Origin of the sequence: Stenotrophomonas sp. LM091 (assembly GCF_001806305.1) — a bacterium.
GTDB lineage: Bacteria > Pseudomonadota > Gammaproteobacteria > Xanthomonadales > Xanthomonadaceae > Stenotrophomonas > Stenotrophomonas bentonitica_A.
Map to the genome: position 1 here is coordinate 3,986,294 of NZ_CP017483.1, position 26,648 is coordinate 4,012,941.

20 protein-coding genes are annotated in these 26,648 nt (G+C 67.0%); 3 read left to right on the forward strand and 17 right to left on the reverse strand.

Annotation, left to right across the window (positions count from 1 at the left end; translation table 11 throughout):
• Position 1: 1 nt before the first annotated feature.
• On the reverse strand, positions 2-1,045 hold the full coding sequence (locus BIZ42_RS17760; protein WP_070427218.1) for an alpha-ketoacid dehydrogenase subunit beta: 1,044 nt from the start codon (positions 1,043-1,045) through the stop codon (positions 2-4).
• 4 nt (positions 1,046-1,049) lie between these two features.
• Positions 1,050-2,300, reverse strand: a complete 1,251-nt coding sequence (locus BIZ42_RS17765) for a 3-methyl-2-oxobutanoate dehydrogenase (2-methylpropanoyl-transferring) subunit alpha (protein WP_070427219.1) — start codon at positions 2,298-2,300, stop codon at positions 1,050-1,052.
• Positions 2,301-2,562: 262 nt separating this feature from the next.
• On the opposite strand from BIZ42_RS17765, the gene BIZ42_RS17770 reads away from it, so the two are divergent.
• On the forward strand, positions 2,563-3,474 hold the full coding sequence (locus BIZ42_RS17770) for a LysR substrate-binding domain-containing protein (protein ID WP_070427220.1): 912 nt from the start codon (positions 2,563-2,565) through the stop codon (positions 3,472-3,474).
• Here BIZ42_RS17770 and BIZ42_RS17775 read toward each other — a convergent pair.
• The 8 genes from BIZ42_RS17775 to BIZ42_RS17810 all read right to left on the reverse strand — a co-directional run bounded on the left by BIZ42_RS17775 (position 3,444) and on the right by BIZ42_RS17810 (position 15,386).
• The gene (locus tag BIZ42_RS17775) at positions 3,444-4,640 is read right to left on the reverse strand and encodes a hypothetical protein (RefSeq protein ID WP_070427221.1); all 1,197 of its coding nucleotides are present in this window, start codon (positions 4,638-4,640) and stop codon (positions 3,444-3,446) included. The two genes, BIZ42_RS17770 and BIZ42_RS17775, sit on opposite strands and share 31 nt — an antisense overlap.
• Complete coding sequence (gene bla, locus BIZ42_RS17780; protein WP_019183071.1) at positions 4,637-5,641, reverse strand: class A beta-lactamase; 1,005 nt, start codon at positions 5,639-5,641, stop codon at positions 4,637-4,639. The genes BIZ42_RS17775 and bla overlap by 4 nt, the downstream gene beginning before the upstream one ends.
• Positions 5,638-6,681, reverse strand: coding sequence for a DUF1611 domain-containing protein (locus tag BIZ42_RS17785; protein ID WP_070427222.1), 1,044 nt, complete (start codon positions 6,679-6,681; stop codon positions 5,638-5,640). Before BIZ42_RS17785 ends, bla begins: the two co-directional genes overlap by 4 nt.
• A gap of 190 nt (positions 6,682-6,871) precedes the next feature.
• On the reverse strand, positions 6,872-9,079 hold the full coding sequence (locus tag BIZ42_RS17790) for a TonB-dependent receptor (RefSeq protein WP_070427223.1): 2,208 nt from the start codon (positions 9,077-9,079) through the stop codon (positions 6,872-6,874).
• 79 nt (positions 9,080-9,158) lie between these two features.
• Positions 9,159-10,463, reverse strand: a complete 1,305-nt coding sequence (locus tag BIZ42_RS17795; protein WP_070427224.1) for a peptide MFS transporter — start codon at positions 10,461-10,463, stop codon at positions 9,159-9,161.
• Positions 10,464-10,482: 19 nt separating this feature from the next.
• Positions 10,483-12,483, reverse strand: coding sequence for a serine hydrolase domain-containing protein (locus tag BIZ42_RS17800; protein ID WP_070427225.1), 2,001 nt, complete (start codon positions 12,481-12,483; stop codon positions 10,483-10,485).
• Positions 12,480-13,478: a dipeptide epimerase gene (locus tag BIZ42_RS17805; protein ID WP_083279894.1), complete on the reverse strand. Its 999-nt coding sequence runs from the start codon at positions 13,476-13,478 to the stop codon at positions 12,480-12,482. The genes BIZ42_RS17800 and BIZ42_RS17805 overlap by 4 nt, the downstream gene beginning before the upstream one ends.
• A 33-nt stretch (positions 13,479-13,511) precedes the next feature.
• Complete coding sequence (locus BIZ42_RS17810; RefSeq protein WP_172838061.1) at positions 13,512-15,386, reverse strand: serine hydrolase domain-containing protein; 1,875 nt, start codon at positions 15,384-15,386, stop codon at positions 13,512-13,514.
• 389 nt (positions 15,387-15,775) lie between these two features.
• On the opposite strand from BIZ42_RS17810, the gene BIZ42_RS17815 reads away from it, so the two are divergent.
• The gene (locus tag BIZ42_RS17815) at positions 15,776-16,411 is read left to right on the forward strand and encodes a cupin domain-containing protein (protein WP_070427228.1); all 636 of its coding nucleotides are present in this window, start codon (positions 15,776-15,778) and stop codon (positions 16,409-16,411) included.
• 12 nt (positions 16,412-16,423) lie between these two features.
• On the opposite strand, the gene BIZ42_RS17820 is transcribed toward BIZ42_RS17815, so the two are convergent.
• The 3 genes from BIZ42_RS17820 to BIZ42_RS17830 all read right to left on the reverse strand — a co-directional run bounded on the left by BIZ42_RS17820 (position 16,424) and on the right by BIZ42_RS17830 (position 21,333).
• Entirely contained in the window at positions 16,424-19,543 is a 3,120-nt protein-coding gene (locus BIZ42_RS17820) for a discoidin domain-containing protein (RefSeq protein WP_070427229.1), read from the reverse strand.
• Between the two features lie 135 nt (positions 19,544-19,678).
• On the reverse strand, positions 19,679-20,986 hold the full coding sequence (locus tag BIZ42_RS17825; RefSeq protein WP_070427230.1) for a HipA domain-containing protein: 1,308 nt from the start codon (positions 20,984-20,986) through the stop codon (positions 19,679-19,681).
• Positions 20,983-21,333 carry a helix-turn-helix transcriptional regulator gene (locus BIZ42_RS17830; RefSeq protein WP_070427231.1) on the reverse strand — a complete coding sequence of 117 codons (351 nt, stop codon included), beginning with the start codon at positions 21,331-21,333 and terminating at the stop codon, positions 20,983-20,985. Before BIZ42_RS17830 ends, BIZ42_RS17825 begins: the two co-directional genes overlap by 4 nt.
• A 330-nt stretch (positions 21,334-21,663) precedes the next feature.
• On the opposite strand from BIZ42_RS17830, the gene BIZ42_RS17835 reads away from it, so the two are divergent.
• Positions 21,664-22,830, forward strand: a complete 1,167-nt coding sequence (locus tag BIZ42_RS17835) for a nucleotide sugar dehydrogenase (RefSeq protein WP_070427232.1) — start codon at positions 21,664-21,666, stop codon at positions 22,828-22,830.
• Positions 22,831-22,840: 10 nt separating this feature from the next.
• Here the strand turns inward: BIZ42_RS17835 and BIZ42_RS17840 are convergent, their stop codons facing one another.
• Genes BIZ42_RS17840 through BIZ42_RS17855 form a run of 4 tightly spaced genes read right to left on the reverse strand, consistent with a single transcriptional unit; the run spans position 22,841 to position 26,642 of the window.
• On the reverse strand, positions 22,841-23,728 hold the full coding sequence (locus BIZ42_RS17840) for a DMT family transporter (protein WP_026069760.1): 888 nt from the start codon (positions 23,726-23,728) through the stop codon (positions 22,841-22,843).
• A 32-nt stretch (positions 23,729-23,760) separates the two neighbouring features.
• On the reverse strand, positions 23,761-24,810 hold the full coding sequence (murB, locus tag BIZ42_RS17845) for a UDP-N-acetylmuramate dehydrogenase (protein WP_019183057.1): 1,050 nt from the start codon (positions 24,808-24,810) through the stop codon (positions 23,761-23,763).
• On the reverse strand, positions 24,807-25,862 hold the full coding sequence (locus tag BIZ42_RS17850; protein WP_070427233.1) for a quinone-dependent dihydroorotate dehydrogenase: 1,056 nt from the start codon (positions 25,860-25,862) through the stop codon (positions 24,807-24,809). Before BIZ42_RS17850 ends, murB begins: the two co-directional genes overlap by 4 nt.
• Positions 25,863-25,871: 9 nt before the next feature.
• Positions 25,872-26,642 (reverse strand): class I SAM-dependent methyltransferase, encoded by a 771-nt coding sequence (locus tag BIZ42_RS17855; RefSeq protein WP_070427234.1) that lies wholly within the window; start codon positions 26,640-26,642, stop codon positions 25,872-25,874.
• Positions 26,643-26,648 lie beyond the last annotated feature (6 nt).

Genomic DNA, 26,648 nt, shown 5'->3' on the forward strand with positions numbered 1-26,648 from the left:
TTCAGTCCTCCAGCACGCGCTGCATTGCATCGATGACCCGGGACGGACCCGGGAAGTAGTCCCATTCCTGCGCGTGCGGATACGGGGTGTCCCAGCCGGTAACGCGTTCCACCGGGGCCTGCAGATGGTAGAAGCAGTGCTCCTGCACCAGCGCGACCAGCTCGGCGCCGAAGCCGCAGGTGCGGGTGGCTTCGTGCAGCACGATGCAGCGGCCGGTCTTCTTGACCGAATTGACGATGGCGTCCAGGTCCAGCGGCCACAGGCTGCGCAGGTCGATCACTTCAGCATCGATCCCGGCATCTTCGGCGGCGGCCTTGGCCACCCACACGGTGGTGCCGTAGGTGATGATCGTCAGTGCCTTGCCTTCGCGGGCGATGGCGGCCTTGTCCAGCGGCACGTTGTAGTAGCCCTCCGGCACCAGGTTGTCCGGGTACTTGGACCACGCGGTGACCGGGCGGTCGTGGTGACCGTCGAACGGGCCGTTGTACAGGCGCTTGGGCTCCAGGAAGATCACCGGATCGTCGTTCTCGATCGAGGCGATCAGCAGGCCCTTGGCGTCGTACGGGTTGGACGGCATGACCGTGCGCAGGCCGGTGGCGTGGGCGAAGATCGCTTCCGGGCTCTGGCTGTGGGTCTGGCCACCGTAGATGCCACCGCCGCACGGGGTGCGGAACACCAGCGAGGAGGTGAAGCTGCCGCCGGAGCGATAGCGCATGCGCGCCGCTTCGGACACGATCTGGTCGTAGGCCGGGTAGATGTAATCGGCGAACTGGATTTCGGCGACCGGGCGCAGGCCGTAGGCGGCCATGCCGATCGCCGCGCCGGCGATGCCGTTCTCGGAAATCGGCGCATCGAACACGCGCTGCTTGCCGTACTTGGTCTGCAGGCCGTCGGTGCAGCGGAACACGCCGCCGAAGTAGCCCACGTCCTGGCCGAAGACCACCACGTTGTCGTCGCGTTCCAGCATCACGTCCATCGCCGAGCGCAGCGCCTGGATCATGGTCATCGGCGTACCGCCGGTGTTGTTCTGTTCAATCCCGCTCATGTGTTCAGACTCCCAACTGCTGACGCTGGCGACGGAGGTGTTCGGGCATGTCCTTGTAGACGTCTTCGAACATGAGGGCCGCGCCGGGACGGTTGTCGCTGCCGAGCAACCCGTGGGTCTCGGCTTCCTTGAGGGCACGCAGGATCTCGGCATCCAGTTCGGTGCGCAGTTCGTCGTGCTGCTGCTCGCTCCACAGGCCGCGCTTGATCAGGTGCTGCTTCAGGCGGTCGATCGGATCGCCGAGCGGGAACTGCTGGGCATCATCGGCGGGGCGGTACTTGGACGGATCATCCGAGGTCGAATGCGGCCCGGCGCGGTAGGTCACCCACTCGATCAGGGTCGGGCCGAGATTGCTGCGGGCGCGTTCGGCGGCCCAGCGCGAGGCGGCGTACACGGCCAGAAGATCGTTGCCGTCCACACGCAGCGACGGAATGCCGTAGCCCACGCCGCGCGCGGCGAAGGTGGTGTTCTCACCGCCGGCAATCGCCTGGAAGGTGGAGATCGCCCACTGGTTGTTGACCACGTTGAGCACGACCGGTGCGCGGTACACGTGCGCGAAGGTCAGCGCGGCGTGGAAGTCGCCTTCGGCGGTCGCGCCATCACCCACCCATGCGGTGGCGATGCGGGTGTCGCCCTTGATCGCCGAGGCCATCGCCCAGCCCACGGCCTGGATGTACTGGGTGGTCAGGTTGCCGGAGATCGAGAAGAAGCCGTAATCCTTGTACGAATACATGATCGGCAGCTGGCGGCCCTTCAGCGGGTCGGCCGCGTTGGACAGCACCTGGCAGATCATGTCGACCAGCGAGACTTCCTTGGTGATCAGGATGCCCTGCTGGCGGTACGTCGGGAACTGCATGTCGTCATCGCGCAGCGCCAGGGTCTGGCCGACGGCGATCGCTTCCTCACCCAGGCACTGGATGTAGAACGAGGTCTTCTTCTGGCGCTGGGCGATCAGCAGGCGGGCGTCGTAGGCGCGCGTCTTGAGCATGGCGTGCATGGCACGCAGCAGCACGGCGTCGTCGATGTCGGCGGCCCACGGGCCCACGGCGTCGCCGTTGTCGTCCAGCACACGGATCAGCTGGCCGGTCAGCGGTGCGGTCTGGCTGGCGCTCACATCCACGGGCGGCTTGTCGACCGCGCCGGCGGGGCTCAGCTTCAGATAGGAAAAGTCGGTGGCCTCGCCGGGACGGGCGCTGGGCTCGGGCACGTGCAAACGCAACGGTTCACGCGTGGCGGGGATCTGGGGTGATGACATGTCAGGGGCCTCGCTGGGCTTGGGTCATGGAGCTACAGGCATACCGCAGGCGGGGGGCAACGGTAATGGCGATGTTGGCGCGCCGACATCCGGGCGGGATCTCGTCGCGAAGCGGGTAAGGGCCAGCGCTTGCAAGGCGGCTGGGGCCATGGCGCATTGCACCCGGTGTGAAGTCTAGAGGCACAGCGGCTTATCGTAAATTTGTTTAATTGCGTATGAGGTATTGTTTATTCAGATATCTTCATTCCGTGGGAGCCCGTGCATGCAAATCCCCGCCAACATGACCCTGCGCCAGCTGCGGTACTTTGCCGAAGCGGCCGAGTTGGGGCAGTTTTCGCAGGCTGCGCGCAAGCTGCACGTCTCCCAGTCGGTCATCACCACCGCGGTCGCCCAGCTGGAAACCTCGCTGGGGCTGAAGCTGTTCGACCGCATGCCGCACGGGGTCGGATTGACCGCCGAGGGGCACCGCTTCCACCAGCATGTGCGGCACATCCTGGATACGTTGCAGGACGCGCTCAGCGAGCCGATGTTCCTGGCCAACACGCTGCCAGGCCGGGTGAGGATCGGCGCCTCCTACACGGTGCTGGGCTATTTCCTGCCGAGCCTGCTGGCGCGCTTCAAGCGCTCCTACCCGCAGGTGGAGGTGGATCTGGTCGACATGGACCGCGCGGCGATCGAACAGGGCGTCGGCAGCGGTGAGCTCGATTTCGGGCTGTGCATCATCTCCAACATGGCCGAGCCCTATGTGCTGCGGCGCCAGGTGCTGATCCGCTCGCGCCGCCAGCTGTGGCTGGCCGAGTCGCATCCGCTGCTGCAGCTGCCGGTGATCAGCCCGGCCGACGTCGAGCCGTACCCGTACATCATGCTGATGGTCGACGAAGGGCAGGAGTCGGCGATGCGCTACTGGCGCTCGGTCGGGCGCGAACCCAACGTGGTGTTCCGCACCTCGTCGCTGGAAGCGCTGCGTGGCATGGTCGCCTACGGCTTCGGGGTCAGCATCCTGTCGGACATGGTCTATCGACCGTGGTCGCTGGAGGGGCGCCGGATCGACGTACGCACCCTCACCGATGCGGTGCCGCCGATGGAAGTCGGCCTGGTCTGGCGCCCGGACGAAGACCTGTCCGCGCCGGCACGCGCACTGCATCAGTTCCTGGTCTTTGCCTGTGGCGGGTGAGCGCCGAGCGCATCGGCCAGCGCAGGCCGCGGATCGGGCAGCTCGCCCACGGGCGCGGTGAAGGCCTGCCCATGGCGTGTCCAGATCTGCCACGCCGAGTACGCCAGCAGCGGCACCACATAGGTGGCCAGGATCGCATACGCCAGCAGCCGGTAGCCCTTCGCGATCAGCGCGACCAGTCCGATCCCATCGGCCAGGAACACGGCCATCAGCAGGATGGCGGCAATGATCGCCACGCGCATGCCGCGGCCCGGGGCGGCGCCGGTACGTTCCTTCCAGTTGACGCTGATGCGGCCGTCCACCGAGGCCATCAGCGTGACGCCAGTTTCGACCAGCGCGACCATGATCATCAGCCGGAACAACCACTGGAACCATGGCAGGCCGAGCTGGCCGAGCATCAGGTCCGAGGGCAGCGGCGCGTCGGCGATGTCCGGCAGGAACGCGATCATGCAGACGTAGAACACGATCGCCGGCAGGATCGCCAACGGGCCGGCCAGGGCGCCGGCGATCACCGCATCGCGCCGGCACAGCAGGTGGCGCACCACCAGCAGGATCGAGACCGCCGCGAACATGTTGTAGCCGGCGTAGGTCACGCCGTTGAGCACCCAGTCCTGGCCGAGCTCATGCGTGTTCGAAAGCTGCGCCATCGCGCCGCCGCCGAAGCGATACAGAATCAGGCACGCGGCAATGGCGTAGACCAGGTACATGAACGCCGACATCAGCTTGAACATGCGTTCGACGGCGTTGGTCCCGGCCTGCACCACGCCGGTGATGATCGCCACCAGCACCAGCGTGCCGACGATCCGTGGCCAACCGAACATGGTCGCGGCGAGTTCGCCGGCGGCCGCGCCGAATACCGCCAGCACCACCACAATCAGCGCCAGGTAGGCCACTTCGAAGGTCCACCAGCCACGGCCCAGCAGATGCCGGAAGAAGGTGCGGTAATCGTTGGCCCGGATCGCCCGGGCCAACAGGAACGTCAGGATGCAGATCACGCTCCAGATCAGCATCGACAACACCATCGCGGCCAGGCCGCCCCAGGGGCCCGATGGCAGGAAAAACTCCGCCAGCTCACGGCCGGTCGCGTATCCGCCGCCGATCACGGCGGACTTGAACGCCAGGCCGGGCAACAGGTACCGCTGGAACCGGCTGGCGGCGGCGGTCACTTGCGCGCGGCCGTCGGCTGCAGCAGGTAGAAGTCGCGCACGGTGCGGGCGATCTCGGCGATCACACGCTCACGTTCGCTGCGCGGGGCATTGCTGGCTTTGACGAACACGGAGATCGCGAACTGGCTGCCATCGGGCAGGGTGACCACGCCGACATCATTGACGGTGCCGGCCACGGTACCGCTCTTGTCGGCCACCTTGGTGCCCGGCGGCAGGCTGCCACGCAGGCGCGCGCTGCAGGTCCGGCAACGTTCCATGATCTGCACCAGCACCTCGGTGCTGGCCGGGCTCAGGGCCTTGCCGGTGAACAGTCTGGTCAACAGGGTCGACATCGCGCGTGGCGTGGAGGTGTCGCGCGGGTCCTTGTCGAAGGCCTCGTTGCCGGCTTTCGTGCGCTTGACCACCTCCGGATCGAGGGTCAGTTCGGCGACGCGCTCCTTGGTCAGCGGCTCATCGCCGAGGCCGAAGATATCGCTCAGCAGCTGCCGGGTGTTGCGATCCAGGCGCTGGCCTTCGATGCCCTGCGCGCGCAGCCAGGCGGTGACCGCGGCCGGTCCGCCGGCCTGCGCCACCAGCACGTCGGTGGCGGTGTTGTCGCTCTGGGTCAGCATGACCTCCAGCAGGTTGTGCACCGACAGGCTCACACCGTCATGGATGAAGCGGTCCGCGATGACTTCCGAATCGACATAGAACGATTTCGGCACCGGCACCATCGTGGTCAACGCCAGTTCGCCGGCATCCACCTTGGTCAGGATCACCGCCGCGACCGCCACCTTGAACGTGCTGGCCATCGGGAACCCTTCATCGGGATTCAGATGGACCTGCTCGCCCTTGCCATCCAGGCGCCACGCCGAGACACCGACCTTGCCGTCGATCAGGGTGGCCAGCCGCGCGACCTCGGTTTCCACCGGGCTGGTCTTGCCGGCGCTGAACGCGGCGAGCGGGCTCAGGCCCAGCAACGCCGCCACGCACAGGCTCAAGGTACGGGATGTCATCTTCATGCGATGCAGGCCTCCAGCAGGCGGTTGAATTCCCCATCTTGCCGCATCGGATCGGCCACCGGCAGACCAAGACGCGCGCTGACTTCGGCGCAGGCGGCCGTTGCCGCGGCGTCGGTCATGCCATGGGTATTGAGACTGACGCCGACGCAGCGGATATCCGGATTGGTCCGGCGCCCGAGTTGCACGGTCAGCGCGATCACTTCCTCGATGGAGGGCAGCGGGTAGTCCGGATAGCCGAGCACATGCTTGCGCCCCGGCTGGTGGCAGACCACGAACACATCGGGCTGGCTGCCGTGCAGCAGGCCGAGGCTGACACCGGCGTAGGCAGGATGGAACAGCGAGCCCTGGCCTTCGATGACATCCCAGTGATCATCGGCCGCGTTCGGGCTGAGCAGTTCGGCGGCGCCGGCGGAGAAGTCGGCCACCACCGCGTCCATCGGAATGCCGCTGCCGGCAATCAGGATGCCGGTCTGGCCGCTGGCGCGGAAGTCGGCATCCACGCCGAGGCCGCGCAGGCCACGCGCCAGGGCCAGGGCGGTGTACTTCTTGCCCAGCGCGCAGTCGGTGCCGACGGTCAGCACGCGCTTGCCGGTGCGCTTGCGGCCGTTGCCGACCGGAATGCCACGCGGCGGCACGCGCACGTTGATCAGTTCGCGCCCATGGCGTTCGGCTGCGGCCGCCAGTTCCGGAATGTCACCCAGCTTCTGGTGCATGCCGCTGACCAGGTCCAGCCCGTTTTCCAACGCATCGACCAGGGCCGGCAGCCACTGCGGCGGAATCACGCCACCGCCGTTGGCCACGCCGATCACCATCGCACGTGCACCGGCCGCGCGCGCCTGGGCCGGCGTCATGCTCGGCAGGCCGGTGCTGATCGGGCAGCCCGGCAGGCTCCACTCGGCCACGCACACTTCCGGGGCCCAGTCGTGCAGGCCGATCGCGGTCTTGGCGAAGCCGGCTTCGGTGGTGTCGCCCAGGAACAGCAGGTACGGCTGGGGGAGGGCGGCAAGGGCCTGCACGGCGGCAGTGGGCGTCGAGCTCATGGCGGATCCAGTGGTCGGGGGAGAGAAGAGAGCAGGGGAAGCATTCACGAGGGGCTCGCTGTTGTTTGACCTGGTTGGATCTGTATAAGTCCTAATCAGAGAATATGCAACCTAATTAGGATTATTCCATTTCTCTTCCGACGGGTGGTCCGGCGGCAGCTCGGGGCGCCGCCATGGCAGGTGGCTGGACTCAGTAGCGATAGTCGATGGACATGCCGATCGTGCGCGGCTGCAGCGGTACGCCGGTCACCGCGACATAGCGGTTGAGCGCGTCTCGCACCGAGCCGGTGGAGACGTACGCGCGTTCGTCGGTGGCGTTGCGCGCATACAGGCGGACCGTCCACGTCATGTTGGTCAGCTCGGCATGCAGGTCCAGCGCGTTGTAGCTGTCGATGTCGTACGCCCCGGCCACGCGCTCGCCGGTGACCCGATAGCCGGCACCGACCCGGCCCCGCCACTGGTCGCTCACATCGACGTCGTAGTCGATCGTGCCCGACCAGCTCAGCCGCGGCGTCATCGGCATGCGGCTGCCCGAGACCAGGCCGCTGGAGGCCGGTACGTCGCCGATCGTCGAATCGATGTAGGCCGCATTGAGGCCGAGTGTGAGGCGCTCGGCCGGCCGCACCATCAGGCTCAGTTCCGCCCCCTGGCTGCGCGCGCTGCCGGCGTTGCCCATCCAGCTCAGGCCGTTCTCGGAGACGCGCACCTGGATGTCGTCCCAGTCGATCCGGAACAGCGCCAGGTCGATCATCGCGCGGCGGTCCCAGAAGTGCGATTTGAAGCCGAGCTCCAGGTTGTCCAGGGTGTCGGCCTTGGTCATCGGCACCACGCCGGAGGTCGATACGTTCGGTCCGCCCGGGCGGTAGCCGGTGGCGTAGCGCGCGTAGATCATCGTGCTGTCGTTGAGGTGCCAGCGCGAGGCCAGCTTCCATGTGGTCACGCTGTCATCGGCGGAGTCGGCCAGATCGATCGGCCGCGGGCCGTACAGCAGGCCGGTGCTGTGCTGCTCGAAATCCTGCTGGTTGCGCGCATGCCGCACACCGGCAGAGACATCGACGCGCGGGCTGAACTTGTAGGTGACGTCGGCGAAGATCGCCTGCTCGTCATAGGTGCCGGGCAGGCTGGCGGTGCCGGGATTGAACGGCAGCGGGATGCCGTTGGCATCGTAGGCACTGACCTGCTGGCGGTTGGCGTTCTTCTCGCCGGTGAAGAAAGTGCCCAGCAACCATTCAAAGCGCTCACTCTCCTTGGAGCTGAGGCGGAACTCCTGGGTCCATTTGCGGGTGCCGAGAAATACATCGAACTGCGCCTGGCCGGCCGGGTACGGGGTCAGCAGCGGCCATGCCACGCCATAGACCAGCGTGGAGTCCTGCACCTCATCCATGCGGGTCTCGGAGAAGCTGGTCGCGGAGACGAAATCAACGTTGCCCAGATCCCAGTCCAGGATCGCCGAGTAGTAGTCGGTCTCCATCCGGTACGGGGTCGCCCGCTGCAGGATGCCTTCGAGCGGGCCGCGGATCGGCTCCAGCGTCGGATAGGTCAGGCCCACCGCGCTGGAGTTGTCGGCATCCACGATCTGCGACAACGCCTGCACGCGCAGGTTGGCGGTGTCGCTGATGCGCCAGGTCAATGCCAGCCGGGAGGCGAGCTGGTAATAGCCGTTGCTGTCCTTGGCGTTGTCGCCGGTGAGGTCGGGCTGGTCCACATAGCCGGGCGTGCCCTGGCGCGACAGGCTGGCACGCAGCCCCAGCTTGCCTTCGATCAGCGGCACGTTGAACGAGGTGCGCACGCCGGTGCCCACGTCGCCCGCTTCCTTGGTGGCGTTGACGTCCATGCCGGCGCGGAACTCGAAGCCGTCCGGATCGGCGGCCTTGGTGATGTACTTGAACAGGCCGCCCATCGAGCTGGCGCCATACAGGGTGCCCTGCGGGCCGCGCAGCACTTCCACGCTCTGGATGTCATACGGCAGCAGATCCAGCGCGTAGGTGGTCGCGCGCTGCTTGTTGCTGCTGGGGCCGATCGGGGTGTCATCGATGTAGGTGCCGATGATCGAACCGCCGCCGAGGGGCGCGACACCGCGCAGCGCCATCGTGGTCTGGCCCGGCGCGCCGCCACTGTCGACCTGGAAGCCGGGCACGTAGGCGGCGAAGTCGTTCAAGCGGGTCGCACCGAACGCTTCCAGGCGTTCTTCGCTGATCACGCTCACGCCGGCCGCCACCTCCATGACGTTCTCGCTGCGCTTCTGCGCGGTGGCCACCACGCGGTCCAGCTCCACGACATCGGGGGTGCTGCGGCTGTCATCGGCGTCGGCATCCTGCGCCATCGCGGTGGTGGCAAGGCCCATGCAGCACAGGGTGATGGTGGAGGCGAGGATCGAGCGGTTGATCGGCTTGCGCATGTGGCGGTCTCTCCGGAATCAGGGACGGGGTCAGGCAGAAAACACGGTCGCCAGCCACGGCTGGTACAGCCGCGTGGCGTCAGTCCGCAGGGGATTGGGTGGGGGCTGCGTTGTTGGCGAGCAGTGGCCGTGCCCGACGCTCCAGGCGCAGCAGCAGGACCGCAACGAACAAGCAGGTGCCCGCCATCAGGGCGAAAAACACCGTGCTGGAAAGCGTCGACCACAGCGTGCCGACCGCGCCGGCCAGCAGGTTGCCGCCGAACGAGGCCAGGAACCAGAACGCGATGATGGTGGCACCGAAGCCCACCGGCGCCAGGCGGGCGAACAGGCCCAGCCCCACCGGCAGGATGAAGAGCTCGCCGAAGGTGAAAATCGCGAAGAACAGCGCGGCCCACAGCCAGCCGACCTTGGCCGACGGTTCACCGCCGAGCACCGCCACCAGCGCGAACGACAGCCCGACCACCGCGGCACCGATGGCCATCTTGGTCAGTGCGGCCGGCTCGCGGCCATCGCGTGCCTGGCGCGTCCAGCGACGCACCAGCAGTGGCGTGATCAGGAACACCAGCAGCGGATTGAGCGAGAAGAACCAGGTCATTGGCAGGGTGAAGTCCGCGGTGAGCACGCGGTCCACCCCGGTGTCGAGCCAGATCGCGATCGTGTTGCCGATCTGCTCGTAGGCCAGGCGGAAGATCACGATCAACCCGGCGATCATCGTCATCAGCTGCAGCAAGGGCCGGTAGGCCGGCTGCCACAACGCCGAGAACGGCAGCGTGGCGCGTTCGCTGCGCGGCGGATCCGGCGGCAGATGGCGGCGGCCGGTGATGTAGATCACCAGGCCGAGCAGCATGCCGATGCCGGCCGCGGAGAAGCCAACGTGCCAGCCATACACCTCACCCAGCGTGCCGCAGATCAGCGGGGCGAGAAACGCACCGAGGTTGATGCCCACGTAGTACACATTGAACGCCGAGCCACGGCGCGGATCATCGCGCTGGTACAGATCGCCGACCTGGCCGGGCAAGGTCGGCAGGAACAGCCCGTTGCCGAGCACGATCGCCAGCAATGCCGGATACAGCAGTGCATCGAAGGCCATCAGGAAGTGGCCGAACGCCATGATCGCGCCGCCCAGGATCACGGCCCGCCGCTTGCCCAGCCAGCGATCGGCGAGCATGCCGCCGAACACCGGGCTGAGGTAGGCCAGCGCCGTGTACAGGCCGTAGACCATCGAGGCCTGTTCCTGCGAGAACAGCAGCTGCTTGGTCATGTAATAGACCAGCAGCGCCCGCATGCCGTAATAGGAGAACTTCTCCCACATCTCGGTGAGGAACAGGATGGTCAGGCCTGGCGGTTGCCCGAACCAGGCCTTGCGCGGTGCATCGAGGGTCATCGGGCAGGGCGTCCGTAGGTCAGAGCTGCAGACCGGTGCTGATCAGGCGCTGGGTAATGGCGACGAACGCCACCACCAGGCCTGCCAGTGCGACCACCCAGGCACCATGGCGGCGCACACGCGGCCAGCTGGCCGGCGCACGGACCGCCACCCACACCAGGGCCATGGCGGCGAACACGCTCAGCCACGACAGCGCCTGCACCAGGATCAATGGGCCGTTGGTGTACGACGAGATCGCGCCCGGGCCAGCGATCGATTTCACATACAGCGCCCAGGCGACGACGGTGCCCAGCTGCGTGGTGATCGACAACGTCTGCAGCCAGCGCAGGCCGCGGCGTTCTGCCGGCGCGCCGACACGGTAGTAGCGGCGCACGAACACGCCCCCGATGCGCAGTACGGCCGACAGCGTCAGCAACCCCAGCGCGACGAACAGCGCCGGGCGCAGCCACGCCGGCGAACGCCAGCCCGGCATCGGTTCAAAGCCGAACACCGAGGCGAACGGGCCACCGGAGAAGTACACCGGCCGGCCGTCCTTGACCTTCACTTCCAACAGGCCGCGGCCGTTCTCCTGCTGCCACAACCACGGCGACACCTCGCGCCAGCGCAGCAGCTGGCCGTTGAGGCCCTTCTGGCCATCGACGGTGATCGTGCCGTCCTCCTGCGGGTGCACACGGATCGGTGCAAACAGCGTCAGCATGCGCAGATACGAACTGTCCGAACGGCGCGTGCTCTGCCAGCTCGTCCCGGCCAGCGCAGCGGCGTGCTCGCGCGCCATCGCAGCATCGACGCCCGGGCCGGCGCGTTCGATCGGCAGGGTCGGCAGGAAATTCTCGACGAAGCGCTCCCACACCTGGGCGCGCAGGGCAGAACCGGCCGCATCACGCCCCACGCTGTTGGTGGAAACGAAGACGCCGATGTTGCGTTCCGGGATCATCCACAGCCACGAGTAGAAGAACAGCATCGTGCCGCCGTGCGAGCGCGTGTCGTAGCCCCCGGTGTCCGAGGCCATCCAGCCCAGGGCCATGCGCGGCAGATGCGGCAGGATCGCCGGCTGCGGGGTCAGCATCTGTGCGTTGGTCTCGGCGCGCATGATGCGCTGGCCGTCGAGCTCACCATGATTGAGCGTGGCCATCATGAAACGTGCCATCGCCGAGCCGGAGGCATACAGACCGCCCACGCCCGGCGCGGTGTTCTTCTCGGCCGGGTAGCTTTTGCCCGAGCCCAGCAGATAGCCCTTGGCGGCGTGCGGCAGCAGCTCGGCCGGCAGCTTCTGTTCGAAGCTGGCGTACTGCATGTCCAGCGGCTGCAGGATGTGCTGCCTGGCGTAGTCCTCGAAGCGCTGGCCGCTGACCCGCTCGACGATGTACGAGGCGATGCCGGTGGCGTAGTTGGAATACGCCGGCGTGGTGCCCGGTGCGGAGATCTGGTTGGGCACCCATTCCTTGAGGTAGTTGTCGCGGTTGGCCGGATGGTCCGGGCCGAGCACGATCAGGTAGCGCATGCGCTCTTCCAGACCGCTGGTGTGGGTCATGATCTGGCGCAGTGTGATCGGCTCACCCTTGGCCGGGACCTTGATGTCCAGGTAGGTGTTGATGTCGGTGTCCAGGTCCAGCTTGCCCTGTTCCACCAGCTGCATCACCGCGGTCCAGACGAACAGCTTGGAGATCGAGCCCGGGCGGAACAGGGTGGTCTTGGGATCCACCGGCGTGCGCTTTTCAACATCGGAGAAACCAAAGCCGCGCTCGGTGACGACCTTGCCGTTCTCGACCACGGTGACCACGGCGCCGGCGAGATCGCCCTGCGCCATCAGATAGGGCACCAGGCCATCCAGGAACGTATCGACACGGGCCGCATCCAGCGTGCCGGTGGCGGCCGGTGCGGGCGTGAGGGTGTCCGGCGTCTCGGCAGCCACCGGTGCGGCGGGTGTCGCGACGGGCGTGGGTGCCTGCGCATGCAGCGGCGAGAACGCGGCGGTGGAGGCCAGCAGCAGGCCGCAGATCAGGGGGCGCCAGAGACTCATGCCTGCACTCCCTTGCCCCACACGGCATCTTGGCAATGCACCAGGCCCTCGTCGTAACGCAGGCCCGGCACGCGATCGTCGCGCAGGAACAGCGGGCCATCCAGATCCACCACGTCGCAATGCTGGCCCACGATGAAGGCCGGGCCCATCGCCCAGCTGCTGCCGATCATGTTGCCGACCATCACCTGCATGCCCAGCGAGCGCGCCTTGCCGACCATCGCCAGGCTTTCGGTGAGGCCGCCGGCCTTGTCGAGCTTGATGTTGATGACGTCGAACAGGCCTGCCAGCGCTTCGATCTCTGAAGCGTCCTGCACGCTTTCGTCGGCGGCGAACGGCAGCGGCCGCGCGAAGCCGTTGAGCTCGGCTTCGCGACCGCGCGGCAGCGGCTGTTCCAGCAGCTTGATGTCGTTCTCCAGCAGCACCGGAATCAGCGCATCGAGCACATCCACGCTGTAGCCCTGGTTGGCGTCCACGCCCATCCACACCTCCGGGCGCACCTTGCGCACCGCGCGCACGCGCTCGATGTCGATATCCAGGTCACCGCTGAGCTTGAGCTTGAGTGCCTTGGCCGGCGCATAGCGTCCGGTGGCGATCGACTGCATCGTCGCCGGGTCATCGGCGCCCAGCGTCCAGGTGGTCAGCAGCGGCCGGGTCTGTGAGAGTCCGGCCAGCGCCCAGGCATGCTTGCCGGTGCGGCTTGCTTCCAGATCCCATAGCGCGCAGTCCAGCGCGTTGCGCGCACCGCCGCGGGGCAGCAGCTGCTGCAGTTCGGCGCGGGTGATGCCGGCTTCGATCCGCGCACGCAGCAGTTCCAGCGTGGCCAGCATCTGCTCGGGCGTGTCATTGAAGTAGTACACGCCGCTGGCTTCGCCACGGCCGCGATGGCCGTCCTCTTCCAGTTCCACGCGCAGCACCGGCGCGTTTTCGAACACGTAACCGCTGATCCGGAACGGGGCCAGCAACGCAAGCGAGTCGATCTGCAGGGTCAGTTTCACAGGATGTCTCCAGCCCCACGGCGGGGCCATGGGTCAGTAGTTGAGAGCGAAGTCGGCCAGGCCCATCAGGACCAGGGCGTAAGCGAGCACGCAGGCCGACAGCAGCAGCAGCGCGGCCCACAGGCGCGCCAGCCAGCCGCGTCCAGCGCGGACCGTCTGCACCAGATTGCAGGCCGTTGCGCCGATCCCGCCGATGATCGCGATCACCGTGGCGATGCCCAGCCCGATCACCGCCGGATCCAGACGATCATCCAGGCGCGCGAAATCGGCCGACGCCCAGGCCATCACGGCCATCGCGGCGGCAGGCACCAGCAGCAGGAGCCAGCAGGCGGCGCGGCTCAGGCGATAGGCCAGCACGGTGCTGCGGGGCCAGCCCAGCACGCGGCCATGGCGGCGGCGGACGAACGCGGCGATCGGCCACGCCAGCGCGGCCAGTGCCAACACCGCCACCGCAGCGGTCAGCAACGGCTTGAGCCACAGCGCCGAGCGGTAGCCTTCCGCGACCAGGAACACGTTGAACGGGGAGGAGGAATCCACCGCGAAGCCGACCGGCTTGCCGTCCTTGAGGATGGCGGCCAAGCGCAGTTCGCTGTTGTTCGCCTGCCACAGCCACGGTCCGATCGGCTTGAAGGTGGTCGGCTGCCCGTTGGGCTGCTTCAGGCGCGGCAAGCGCAGGCTGCCATCGTCGAGGGCTTCCAGGCGCGTCTGGGTGAGGATGCCGGTGCGGCCGATGCCGGTCTCGGCGCGACGCGAATCGAGATAGCTCGGTGCGGCCAGCTGGCGGGCCTGCGCCTTGGCCAGCGCCGCGTCGACGGCCGCTGCCGGGGCCGCGGTGCCCGCCGGGAAGTAGCGGTCAGCGAAGTTTTCCAGCAGTTCACGCCGGATCGGGCCGGTGATGCCATTGGCGCCGGCGCTGTTGAGCGAGACGAACAGGCCGACATCGTGATCGCGGAACAGGAACAGCTGTGAGTGGAACGAGTAGGTGTCACCGGCGTGTGACACCACGCGCTGGCCGTTGACATCGATCTCGTAGAAGCCGAGCGCCATGGTGTTCAGTGGCGGCGCGAAGCGGGTCTGCGGGGTCAGCATCAGCTGGCTGGTCGCGGCCTTCAGGATGGCGGTGTCGTGACCGCCGGCCGCACTGAGGTGCGCGATCATGAAGCGCGCCATGTCGCTGCCGGTGGCCGAGAGGGCGCCGGCCGGCGCGGACGGGGTCACTTCGAACTCACGCGGCTTGCCCGAGCCGAGGGCATAGCCCTTGGTGACCAGGGCGCGCAGCGCCGGCGGCAACGGCTGGCGGAAGCTGGCGTGCTGCATCTGCAGCGGCACGAAGATGTGCTGCTCGACATACTCGGCGAAGGGCTGGCCCGACACGCGCTCGACGATGTAGCCGGCCAGGCTGGTGCCGTAGTTCGAGTACGCGGGCACGGTACCGGGCGCGAAGATCTGCGCCGGCACGCGGCGCTTGAGGTACGGCCCCAGTTCAATGCCACCGGCTTCGGCCACGGCCTCGCTGGTCCACATGTACTTGATGTTGGCCTCGAAGCCGCCGGTATGCGTCATCAGCTGGCGCAGCGTGATCGGCAGGCCGCGTTCGGGCACCTTGAAATCCAGGTACTGGTTGATGTCCGCGTCCAGATCCAGCTTGCCCGCTTCCACCAGCTGCATCACCGCGGTCCAGGTCATCAGCTTGGAGACCGAGGCCATCCGGAACAGCGTGCGGTCCGGATCCACCGGCGTCTGCTTGGCCACATCGGAGACGCCGTAGCCGCGGCGGACCAGGATCTTGCCGTCCTTGACCACGGTGACCACCGCACCGGCGATATCGCCGCGTGCGATGGCATACGGCATGAAGCCATCCAGCCAGGTGGTCGCATCGTCGGCGGTCAGCCGGGCAACGGAATCCACGCCGGCAGGCGGTGTGGCCGCCTGGGGTGGGGAGGATGGCCGCTGTGCGTCGGCCTGGAAAGACAGCAACAGCCCACAGCACAAGCCGACAAGCCCTGACAACGCACGCATGTGACGATCCCCTTCAAACCATCTCAATCAGACAACAATATTCCTGATCAGAGAAATGTCAAATGCGCGTGATCGCGATTGGATCGCGCAAACCGGGCTGAATGTGACGATTGGATGCCCAGCGCAGGCCGTTTTTTGACCATTGAGAACGTTTTCAGGGCGCAGAGAAGCGCTTAACGCGGCGAACGCGACAAGAAAGCATCCTGATCAGGATGGCATTCATCTCTACGTAGTATCGTATCGGCAACTTCACCAGCAATAGCCCAAAGGTCCTGTCGATGAGCCCCAAAAGCCCGACGCTCGGAACCCTGCTGCGCGGTCTGCGCACCCGCCAGGGATGGACGCTCAAGGAAATGAGCGAGCACACCGAAATTCCGCTGTCCACGCTGTCCAAGATTGAGCATGACCGCTTGACCTTGACCTACGACAAGCTGCAGCACCTGTCCCAGCGCTTGAACCTGCGCATGTCCGAGCTGTTCTCCGAGCCGGAGACCGACAGCGCGCCCAAACCGGTCACCGCGCGGCGCAGCCTCGGCTCGCTCGACAAAGCGCTGCGGGTGCAGACCGACAACTACGACTACTACTATCTGTGCACCGAACTGCGGCGCAAGCGGATGATCCCGATCCTCACCAAGGTGCGGGCCAAGACCACCGCCGAGTTCGGTGAGCTGGTCCGCCACCCGGGCGAGGAGTACGTGCATGTGATCGAAGGCCGCATCCAGGTCCACACCGAGTTCTACGATCCGGTGGTGCTGGAGACCGGGCAGGGCATCTACATCGACAGCCAGATGGGCCACGCCTACATCGTCGATACCGGCTGCGAGGAAGCGGTGCTGCTGGCCGTCTGTGCCAGCGCGGACGAGGATCTGATGGAATCGCTGATCACCCTGCATGAGCAGGAGGGCGGGGTCTGACCTTCCCCAGTCTCACCACGTCGCCTCCAGCCGGCGGAACGGCTGCGTGAGCAGTACACCGCGTGCGTCGTAGTCAGTGAGCCTGCGCCCATCCACCCGCACGGACGTCGGGCGTGTCCGGCTCGGCCACCACACGCGCACCGCGGTGTCCTTGCGCAGTCCCTTGCCCAGCGTGACCTGCAGCGCTCCGTCGCGCTGCCGGGCCTGCAGCGCCAAGGTGCCATGGGCGGTCGGCAGGCGATCCACGGCCAGCCCATCGCCGACCAGCCATGACGGCGGGGTGCCCGGCAGCAGTGACAGTGCGTCATCGTCTTCGCGCATCAGCATCCCGAACAGCGTGCGCCCGTATTCGGCACCGATCCAGGTATGCGGCATGTCGCCGAGGTAGCGCGGAAAGCGCAGCCGCGAGTGCACCACCTCGGCCAGTACCTGCCATTCCAGCGGGCGGCGGTCGTGCAGCAGGCCCTGCAGCAGTTCGTCGGCCGCCTCGGGCTGGTCCAGGTGCACGTAGCTCAGCACGTTGCGGATTTCATACGGCGTGTAGGCGTACAACGCGCCCGGCTCGCCGCGCTTGCGCACATCCTGCAGATACCGCGCGAACGTGGTGCGCAGTGCCTCCGCCGGCAGCACATCCTGTGCGCCGGTCGGGTCGAGCGCGATCGACACACCGGTCGGGTCGCCATCGCCAAGGTCGGCCGAAGAGGGAATGAAGTCGATGCCCTTCCACGCCATCGTGGCGCGGATCGAAGCAGCCAGCGCATCGTGCAGGGCGGCGTACTGTTCGCGCGCCCATGCGGCGGTTTCGTGATCGCCGAGGGATTCGGCCAACCACGCGCCGTCATGCCAGCCCTTCAGGCCCCAGTAGTCGTCCCAGTAGCTGTGCGTGGGCGACGGGTAGCCCTCGTGGCTGATCGATGGCGCCAGGATGCCGGCGAAGCGTTCGGGCGCGGGCTGGCTGGCCATGTAGCCCGGCACCAGCGTGCGCTCGCGCAGTTCCTGCAGGAAGCGCATCGCTGCTTTCACCTTGGGCAGGTAGGCGCGCACCGATTCCGGGCCGCCATCCAGCCGCGCGACGTCGGCGACCAGACTGATGTACTGGCCTTGGCTGTCGTACTCGATATCCGAGCCGAAGCCGGTGTTGACGCTGCCATCGTCGTTGAGGATCGGCGAGACCAGGCCGTTGGCGTGTACACCGTGCTCGCTGTACCAGGCCAGGTAATCGCGGGCGACCTGGGATTCGCCCATGCGCAGCAGCACCGCCGAGGTGGCCATGCCGTCACGGATGAAGGAGCGGTTGTAGTTGCGCGGGCCGGGCTGCATCGCCGGGCCGGTCTGGTTGATCAGCATGTAAGCGGCCTGCGCGCGCAGCATGTCCACCAATGAGGGATCAGGCAGGCGCAGGCCGACCTGGCCCAGGCGCGCCTGCCAGTCGTCCGATGCACGTTTGGCCAGCGTGTCGTACGCGGCATCGGGTGTACGCGGAACGCCGGCCAGATCCAGCGCCGGGGCGTCGGGCAGGGCGCCATCCGCGGCCGAGGCGGCGGTCCCAAGCGGGAAGGCGACCACCACCGAGTGGCTGGCACCGGGCGCAAGCTGCACGCGGTAGGCCAGCGCCGCGGAGGCCAGACCATCGGTATCGCGTGCCTGCGTGACGGCGGGCAAGGTGCCGTTGGCGATCGCTGCGGTGATCTCGCTGCTGCCGTCCGGGCCGAATGGTGCCGCGCCGGCCGCATCCACCGGCGTCAGCGACTGCAGCAGGGCGCGACCATTGATGCGTACGCGTTGCCCCTCGATGTCGACTTCGCGGATCGGTGAGAGGCCACCGTTCTGCCACGGCGGATTCATCTGCATCGGCCGCACCGCCAAGGTCAGGGTGCCGTCGACGGGCGCACTGCCGGTGTTGCGCAGGCGGTGACGCACGAAGGTGACCGGCTGGCCATCGAGCTCGACCGCAAACGCTTCGCTCTGCAGTTCCAGCCCGGGTTGTGGCGACCAGGTGGCCGAGGGCATCGGCTTCCAGCCGTCGCGCAGTGCGTGCTGCACCGGTTGGTCGGCGGCGCCTGCGGCAACACCGTCGGCATTGCGCCAGATCGGCTGCACCAGCGGCGCGCCCTTGAAGGCCTCGATGTTGCCGTACTCGTCAAAAATCGATTTCTGCCGGCCGGCATGGATGCCGACTGCGGTCCAGTAGGTCTGCTGCAGGTGCAGCGAGGCCGGGAACAACGCGCGCTGCGCGCCACTGGCGGCAATCTGGTAACGCTTCATGGGCGTCATCACCGCCTTCGGCCCCAGCAGGCGCAGGCGGTCGACCTGTGGCGCGTCGCCCTCCACCGTCAGCCGCAGCGCCGTGGCGCTCACCGCCGCAGTGCCGGCCAGCCAACTCTGCTGGCGTGCAGCAGCCTGCGGATCGCGCGCAAGCTCCACCCAGCTGCCCTGCGCATCACGCGCCTGCAGCCGTGCGGCGCCATGCGCGCCTGTCCAGTGCACGGCCAGGCCGGTGGTAGCCACGGCACGCGGCAAGGTGATCTCAAGCGTGTGCGTACCGTCCTTGCCACGTGGAATCGTGACCGCGCTGCCGCCTTGCCACAGCGCCGCGGCCTGGGCTGCATCCACCCCGACCACGCGCGCACGGGTGGTGCTGTCCAACGGCTCCAGTTCGAAGATCGACACGCCCCAGTCCGACGTGCGCTCCGGGCTCGCCAGGCGAAGGTAGCGGGCCTGGCGCGGCGCGAAGTAGAGCGTCTCGATACCGCCGAGCGAATCGCGCATGGTGTAAGCCGGCTGCCACTGCTGGCCGTCCAGCGAGGTCTGCAGGGTGTAGCCCTCGGGATTGGAAACGTCCCAGGTGATCTGCGCGCCGCTGAGCGTGCTCGGCGTGCCCAGGTCCACCTGGAACCAGTGCCCGGGGCTGAAGGCGCCGCCGGTGACTGTCTTCGGGTCGCCATCGATCAGGTGGCTGACCGCCATCGCCGGCACCTGCTGCGAGGAACTGCTGGCCTGCCACTGGCTGCGCGGCGGCAGGGTCTGGGCGGCAGCGCCGAAGCTCAGCGCGAGCGCAGAGAAGAGCAGGGTAGCGGCCATGACGCGGCGCGGCCGGTGCACAACAGTCGAACGGTCAGCATGCAGCCCCATCAACGTGCTCCTGATCTGAAACGACCCCGACGGCGGGGTAGAGGTCACGCTAGCAGGGGCTGTAACCGTTTACATGGCGCGTCGCAATATCGAACGCGGCATCAGGTGAGTGGATTTGCGATCGGCTCGCGCGCGTCAGCGAATGTCCGTGCGCAGGCTGCCGCGGATCTGATCGCGCCAGATCTCGGCGACGCCGGCCTCGTCGGCAAAGTGTGGCCAGCGCAGCACGCTTTGCCGGACCTGCTCAATGATGTCCCGGGCGCGGCGGGCATTGATCGAGGCGGTGGCGGCGCATGCGGCCAGGTCGGCCACGTCGAACCCCTCGCGCTTGCCGTTGATCGACATCTGGTGCCGGGCCGTCCAGTCGCCGTCCGGGTTGTACGCCCAGGTGATGTCGAACGCCGGGGACAGCGACCATTGGCCCTGCCGGTCCATCAGGTAGGCGATGTTCTTGACGTGGTCGTCCTGGTTGCGCGCGATCACGTTGAACACCATCCGCCGGAACTGTTCTTCCAGCTGCGCCATGGGCAGGCGCAGCTGGCGCATGACCAGCAACGCCTGCTCATAGGAGTACGCATCGGGATCGTTGAAGTCGAAGTGGGCCATTGCCGCCAGCGACTGCATATGGTGCTTGCCACCGGCCTCGGTGCGGTCGAAGCGTTGGGTCATGAAGTGGCGGCGGCCGCCTTCCTCCAGCAGCCGGCACTCGCTGATCTGGATGCCCGCATCCCGTGCCATCAGCGCGTACGCGTACTCGACCACGCCGTAACCTTTGGGGTCAGCCAGCTCCTTGTCGCGGTTGTTCTGTACGCCATCGAACTTGAGCAGCCAGTAGCTGAAGCCTGGCGCGGCCGCGGCCTGGCCCGATCGGACCTCACCGGTGCTTTCGTTCCAGGCGATCACGGCTTTGGCCCGTGCGCCACCGGCCGAGGTGCCCACGCGCAGAATGTCGCGCAGCGCATCGGCGCGTTCTTCATCACCGAAGGAGGCACGCAGATTGTCGCGGTTGCTCAGGACTTCGGTGGCCAGCGCGACCAGGGCATCGATCTGGATCTTGTGCGCCGTGCGCACGCGCGGACCATGCACGGGCGAGAACTCCAGCGCGCCCATGCCGCGCGTGCCGGTGTAGCACAGCCGCTCCACCGCGTTGAAGCTGTCCGGGGTGCGGCCCTGCGTGGCCAGCCACGCGTTGATCAGGGTGTTGCCGTACTTGTCCGGCAGGGCATCGGCGAGCAGGCCGGGCAGGCCATGGAAGCCCGCGGGGTTGAGCGAGGGGAAGCTGAAGACCCGCTCCGCCGCCAACGGCATGGTCAGAGGGGCGACTTCGATGCTGGAGCGTGCAAACGCCGGGTCGTAGGCAAACTGCGCGACCCGCTCGCCGTCGGCCAGTGTCACCGCGCCGATCCGGCTGCCCCACAAGCGCACCTCGGCCGTGGTACTCATTGCTCATCGCCCCACGTCCACGGCTTGGCCGGGGTCGACGCGGCCACCCCCGGTCGGGCACGCTGGCGCGGCTGGCCGCGGCGTTCCAGCAGGTCGATCGGATTGGGGCTGTCGCTGGGCAGCAGGGCGTCCAGCGCCTCCAGCCTGCCGAGGGCGCGCAGGTACCGGATCAGGTTGGCCAGTTGCGCGGGCGTACCGTCTTCGAGCCGCTGCACGGTGCGCTTGGAGACGCCGGCCGCATCCGCCAGCTGTTCCTGGGTGAGTCCCTGCGAAAGGCGCATGCGCGCAAGGCGTAGCCCGAGCTCCAGCAGCACCGCCTCGTCGGTCATCAGATGTGTGATTGTCATAAAGTGACCCTCCTGACGCTTTATCATCCTCTATTGGGATACGGCGTCAAGTATGGCGCTTTGTGGAGCTTAAATGATGTTTATATAAAGCGCCAAGTATGGCGTTTTATACGGCGATATGCACATAAAGCGCCATAAATGACGCTTAAAGACAGGGATATACACGCGCGTAAGTGGGGCCCCGAACCCGTGGCCGGCACGATGGGCACCGGTCCAGGCAGCAACATCGCCGCGATCCTGTCGAAATGCGGCCTACCTGGCCGGCGTTCAGTGCACGGCGTTTGCTAAAATTCGCAGTTCACTCTGGACGCTGCAAAAGAAGGACCTTGAATGAAGATTGCCGTCGCCGGTACCGGGTACGTGGGCCTGTCCAACGCGGTGCTGCTCGCACAGCATCACGAGGTGGTGGCGCTGGACATCGATCCGGCCAAAGTGGCGATGATCAATGCCCGCCAGTCGCCCATCGAAGATGTCGAGATCGAAGACTTCCTCGCCAACCGCGCGCTGAACCTGACCGCGACGCTGGATCCGGCGCAGGCCTATGAGGGCGCGGATTTCGTCATCGTCGCCACGCCGACAGATTACGACCCCAAAACGAATTACTTCAACACCGGCTCCGTGGAGGCGGTGATCGGCGATGTGCTGCGGATCAACCCATCTGCCGTCATCGTCATCAAGTCGACCGTGCCGGTCGGCTGCACGGCCGCGTTGCGGGCCAAGTTCAACACCGACACCATCCTGTTCTCGCCCGAATTCCTCCGCGAGGGACGCGCGCTGCATGACAACCTGCACCCGAGCCGGATCATCGTCGGTGAACGTTCCGAGCGCGCCGCGGTGTTCGCTGAACTGCTGAAGGAAGGCGCGATCAAGAAGGACGTGCCGGTGCTGTTCACCGACGCGACCGAGGCGGAGGCGATCAAGCTGTTCTCCAACACGTACCTGGCGATGCGGGTGGCCTACTTCAATGAACTGGACACCTACGCCAGTTCGCACGGGCTGGACACGCGCCAGATGATCGAAGGGGTGAGCCTGGATCCGCGCATCGGCGACCATTACAACAACCCGTCCTTCGGCTACGGCGGCTACTGCCTGCCCAAGGACACGAAGCAGCTGCTGGCCAACTACAGCAAGGTGCCGCAGAACCTGATCCACGCCATCGTCGAGTCCAACCGGACCCGCAAGGATTTCATCGCCGATGACATCGTGGCGCGCAACCCGAAGGTGGTGGGCATCTACCGGCTGGTCATGAAGGCCGGCTCGGACAACTTCCGTGCCTCGGCGGTGCAGGGCGTGATGAAGCGGATCAAGGCGAAGGGCATCGAGGTCATCGTGCATGAGCCGGTGCTCACCGAGCCGACGTTCTACCGCTCGCGCGTGGTGAACGATTTCGCCGCGTTCCTGGCCGAGGCCGACATCATCGTCGCCAACCGGCTGACGCCGGAACTGGCGGACGTCGCGCACAAGGTCTACACCCGCGATCTGTTCGGATCGGATTGATTCCCGGGGGCTATTCCCCCGGTTTGACGGCCGCCGTGGCGGCCTGCGATTTCGCCCGCCGTGCCAGCACCGCTTCACGGTGGGCGATATAGGCATTCGCGCCGAGGATGATGGCGGCGCCGATCACGGTCCAGCGGTCCAGCGTTTCATTGAACAGCAGCCAGCCCAGCAAGCTCACCAGCGGCAGCTGCATGAAGCTGATCGGGGTCAGCGCGGAGACCTCGCCCAGGCGCAGGGCGCGGGTCCACAGCAGCTGCCCCAGCGTGCCGAGCACCCCGGTGGCGACCAGCCAGACCCATGCCAGGCCGGTCGGCCAGACCCACACGAACAAGGCCGGGACCAGCGACAGCGGCACCCAGAACACATAGGTGTAGAACACCACCGTATCGGCGCTGTCCACCCGGGTGAGCTGCTTGATCTGGATCGCCACCAGCGAGCTGAGTACCGCCGCGCCCACGGCGACCAGGGTGCCCGGGGTGAAGCTGGTCGAGCCGGGGCGCACGATGATCAGCACGCCGATGAAACCGATGATCACCGCCGCCCAGCGGCGCAGGCGAACGGTTTCGCCCAGCCACAGCACCGCGGCGATGGTGACGAACAGCGGGGTGGAGTAGGAGAGCGAGATCGCCTGGGAGATCGGCAGGTGTCCGATCGCCCAGAACGCGCACAGCATCGAGGCCAGCCCGATCGCACTGCGCAGGAAGTAGCGCGGCAGCTGCTGCGTTCTCAGCGGCGCGCTGCCCGGGCGGATCAGCATCGGCAGCAGCGCCAGCAGGCCGAAGGCGTTACGGAAGAACGCCACTTCCTGGGTCGGCACGTAGCGGGTGGCGTAGCGGATCGCAATCGCCATCAGGCCGAAGGCCAGCGTACTGCCGAGCATCAGCAGGGCGGCCCGCAACGGCGTGGCCACCGGCAAGGCGGGGGCGGGATTCACCACTGTGCGCCGATCAGCCTCGGTTCCGGTTCGATCGGCACCCCGAACTTCTCCAGGACCGAGGCGGAAATCCGCCGCGCCAGCGCGAGCAGTTCTTCGCCGGTGGCCTGGCCATGGTTGACCAGCACCAGTGCATGGCTCGGCGCCACGCCGGCATCGCCATCGCGGTAGCCCTTCCAGCCGCAGCTCTCGATCATCCAGGCGGCGGAGATCTTGCGGCGGCTGTCCTCATCGGCCGGGAACACCGGCAGCTCGGGGAAATGCTGCAGCAATACCTCGACCTGCTCCAGCGGCAGGATCGGGTTCTTGAAGAAGCTGCCCGCGTTGCCGAGCACGTCCGGGTCGGGCAGTTTGCGGCGACGGATGTTGATCACCGCATTGGCCACATCGGCAGCCACCGGCAGCTCCACACCCATCGCCTCCATTTCCTCGGCGATCCCGGCGTAGCCCAGGCGCAGGCCGTGCAGCAGCGGCAGGCGCAGCTCGATCGCGGTGATCAGGTAGCGGTCCGGGTCGTGCTTGAAGATGCTGTCGCGGTAGGCGAACTGGCAGCCTTCGGCATCGAAGCGCACCCAGTCGTTCTCCTGCCGGTCCCACGCATCCACGGCCTGGATGAATTCGCCGACCTGCGCGCCATAGGCGCCGATGTTCTGGATCGGCGAGGCGCCTGCGGTGCCGGGGATCAGCGCCAGGTTTTCAAGACCGGACAGGCCGTTCTGCAGCGACCACATCACCAGCCCATGCCAGTTCACGCCGGCACCGGCGCGCACGATGGTGTGGTCGGCGCGGTGTTCCAGGATCTCGATGCCGCGGTTGGCGAACACCAGCACGGTGCCTTCCACGTTGCCGGCGATCAGCACGTTGCTGCCGCTGCCCAGCACCAGCAACGGTTGCTCGGCAACGCGCGGCAGGGCCAGCACCTCCGGCAGTACGGACGGGTCGAACACCTCCAGCAGCTGTGCGGCGGTGGCCTCGACGTGGAAGGTGTTGAGCGCCTTCAGCGAGGCGTTTTCAGTGATGGCCCAGGCCGTCATGGCGTCGTTCATAGCGGTGCCACCGCGCCGCGGCTGGGTGCCTCTCTGCGGCGGCGGATCGCCTCCACGCACTCGTGCACCAGCTCCGGGCCACGGAAGATCAGGCCGCTGTAGCACTGCACCAGTGCGGCGCCGGCGGCCATCTTCGCCACTGCGTCCGCGCCGGACTGGATGCCGCCCACGCCGATCAACGGCATCGACTCGGGTAGGCGCGCGCGCAGGCGGCGCAGCACCAGGGTCGACTGGCCCAGCAGCGGCGCGCCGGACAGGCCACCGGCTTCGTTTGCCCGCGGGTCACCGGCCACCGCACTGCGGTCGATCGTGGTGTTGGTGGCGATCACACCGTCCACCTTGAGCTCGCCCAGCACGCGCGCGGCGGCATCGATGTCGCGGTCGCTCAGGTCCGGGGCGACCTTGACCAGCATCGGCACCCGCTTGCCGTGCTTGGCTGCCAGGCGTTCCTGGCTTTCGCGCAGCTGCGAGATCAGCTGGCGCAGCGCGGTCTCTTCCTGCAGCTCGCGCAGGCCGGCGGTGTTGGGCGAAGAGATATTGACGGTGATGTAGTCGGCCAGCGGATACACCTTTTCCAGGCAGTGCTGGTAATCGTCGAACGCCTGCTCGTTGGGGGTGTCCTTGTTTTTGCCGATGTTGATGCCGAGCAGGCCGGTGCGGCGCTTGGCGCGCTCCACATTGCGCACCAGTGCATCCACGCCCAGGTTGTTGAAGCCCATGCGGTTGATGATCGCGTGGTGGTCCGGCAGCCGGAACAGGCGCGGCTTCGGGTTGCCGGCCTGCGGGCGCGGGGTGATCGTGCCGATCTCCACGAAGCCGAAGCCCAGCGCCAGCAGCGCATCGATGTGCTCGCCGTTCTTGTCCAGGCCGGCGGCCAGGCCCACCGGATTCGGGAAATTCACTCCGAACGCGGTGGTCGGCAGCGGGTCGATGCGGCGGCCCATCAGCGGCGTGGTGCCGGTGCGGTAGGCCAGGTCCAGCGCGTTCAGGCCAAGGCCGTGGGCGCGTTCTGCATCAAGGGCGAACAGGAATGGGCGGGCAAGCGAGTACATGGCGTTCAATCAGTCCAGCGTGCCGACAAAGGCACGGGTTTGGTATTCAAAGGCAATCTGGCCGTCCACCGCATGGGCGTCGAACAGCTGTTGCAGCGCATCGAGCATCGGCGCGTGGCGCGGGTGGCCAGCCTGCGGTGCATAGGAAGAGGACAGCAGGCGCCCGCGCAGGCCATCGAAGTCCATGCGCTGCACGTTCGGCAGGCGGGCCATGCCGCGCAGGCCCTCGCCGAACCACGCGCGCATGGTGTCATCGTCCTGGTAGCGCTCGGCCACTTCCACGTAGTCGGTGCCGAACTCCTGCAGCAGCTGCTCGTAGCCGATCAGGAAGGGCGAGGCATCGAGAAGGCGCGAGTTCCAGAACACCAGCGCCATGCCTTCGGGCTGCAGGATCCGCGCCCATTCGCGGCGCACCGCCGTGGTATCGAACCAGTGGAAGGCCTGCGCGGCGGCGACCAGGCCAACGCTGTTGTCGGCCAGGCCGGTGGCCTCGGCGGTGCCGTCGGCGACCTTCAGGCGCAGATAGTCAGGTGCAAGCAACTGTTCGGCGGCCTCGCGCATGGCCGCGTTCGGCTCTACCGCGATGACCGGGTGGCCGGTGGCCAGGAACAGCCGGGTGGAAATGCCGGTGCCGGCGCCGATGTCGGCGACCAGGGTCTCGGCAGGTACACCGATGTCCTGGTGCAGCCAGTCCAGCAATGCCGGGGGATAGTCGGGACGGTAGCGGACGTAGTCGGCAACCCGACTGCTGAAGCGTTCGGTCGAATCCGAGCGGCTCATGTGCAC

Coding starts and splice junctions, on each gene's coding strand:
- BIZ42_RS17770 (WP_070427220.1), top strand. CDS start 2,563: ATGCAAATCCCCGCCAACATGACCCTGCGCCAGCTGCGGTACTTTGCC.
- BIZ42_RS17825 (WP_070427230.1), bottom strand. CDS start 20,986: ATGAGTACCACGGCCGAGGTGCGCTTGTGGGGCAGCCGGATCGGCGCG.
- BIZ42_RS17830 (WP_070427231.1), bottom strand. CDS start 21,333: ATGACAATCACACATCTGATGACCGACGAGGCGGTGCTGCTGGAGCTC.
- BIZ42_RS17790 (WP_070427223.1), bottom strand. CDS start 9,079: ATGCGCAAGCCGATCAACCGCTCGATCCTCGCCTCCACCATCACCCTG.
- BIZ42_RS17835 (WP_070427232.1), top strand. CDS start 21,664: ATGAAGATTGCCGTCGCCGGTACCGGGTACGTGGGCCTGTCCAACGCG.
- BIZ42_RS17795 (WP_070427224.1), bottom strand. CDS start 10,463: ATGACCCTCGATGCACCGCGCAAGGCCTGGTTCGGGCAACCGCCAGGC.
- BIZ42_RS17815 (WP_070427228.1), top strand. CDS start 15,776: ATGAGCCCCAAAAGCCCGACGCTCGGAACCCTGCTGCGCGGTCTGCGC.
- BIZ42_RS17785 (WP_070427222.1), bottom strand. CDS start 6,681: ATGAGCTCGACGCCCACTGCCGCCGTGCAGGCCCTTGCCGCCCTCCCC.
- BIZ42_RS17765 (WP_070427219.1), bottom strand. CDS start 2,300: ATGTCATCACCCCAGATCCCCGCCACGCGTGAACCGTTGCGTTTGCAC.
- BIZ42_RS17820 (WP_070427229.1), bottom strand. CDS start 19,543: ATGGGGCTGCATGCTGACCGTTCGACTGTTGTGCACCGGCCGCGCCGC.
- bla (WP_019183071.1), bottom strand. CDS start 5,641: ATGAAGATGACATCCCGTACCTTGAGCCTGTGCGTGGCGGCGTTGCTG.
- BIZ42_RS17855 (WP_070427234.1), bottom strand. CDS start 26,642: ATGAGCCGCTCGGATTCGACCGAACGCTTCAGCAGTCGGGTTGCCGAC.
- BIZ42_RS17850 (WP_070427233.1), bottom strand. CDS start 25,862: ATGTACTCGCTTGCCCGCCCATTCCTGTTCGCCCTTGATGCAGAACGC.
- murB (WP_019183057.1), bottom strand. CDS start 24,810: ATGAACGACGCCATGACGGCCTGGGCCATCACTGAAAACGCCTCGCTG.
- BIZ42_RS17760 (WP_070427218.1), bottom strand. CDS start 1,045: ATGAGCGGGATTGAACAGAACAACACCGGCGGTACGCCGATGACCATG.
- BIZ42_RS17800 (WP_070427225.1), bottom strand. CDS start 12,483: ATGAGTCTCTGGCGCCCCCTGATCTGCGGCCTGCTGCTGGCCTCCACC.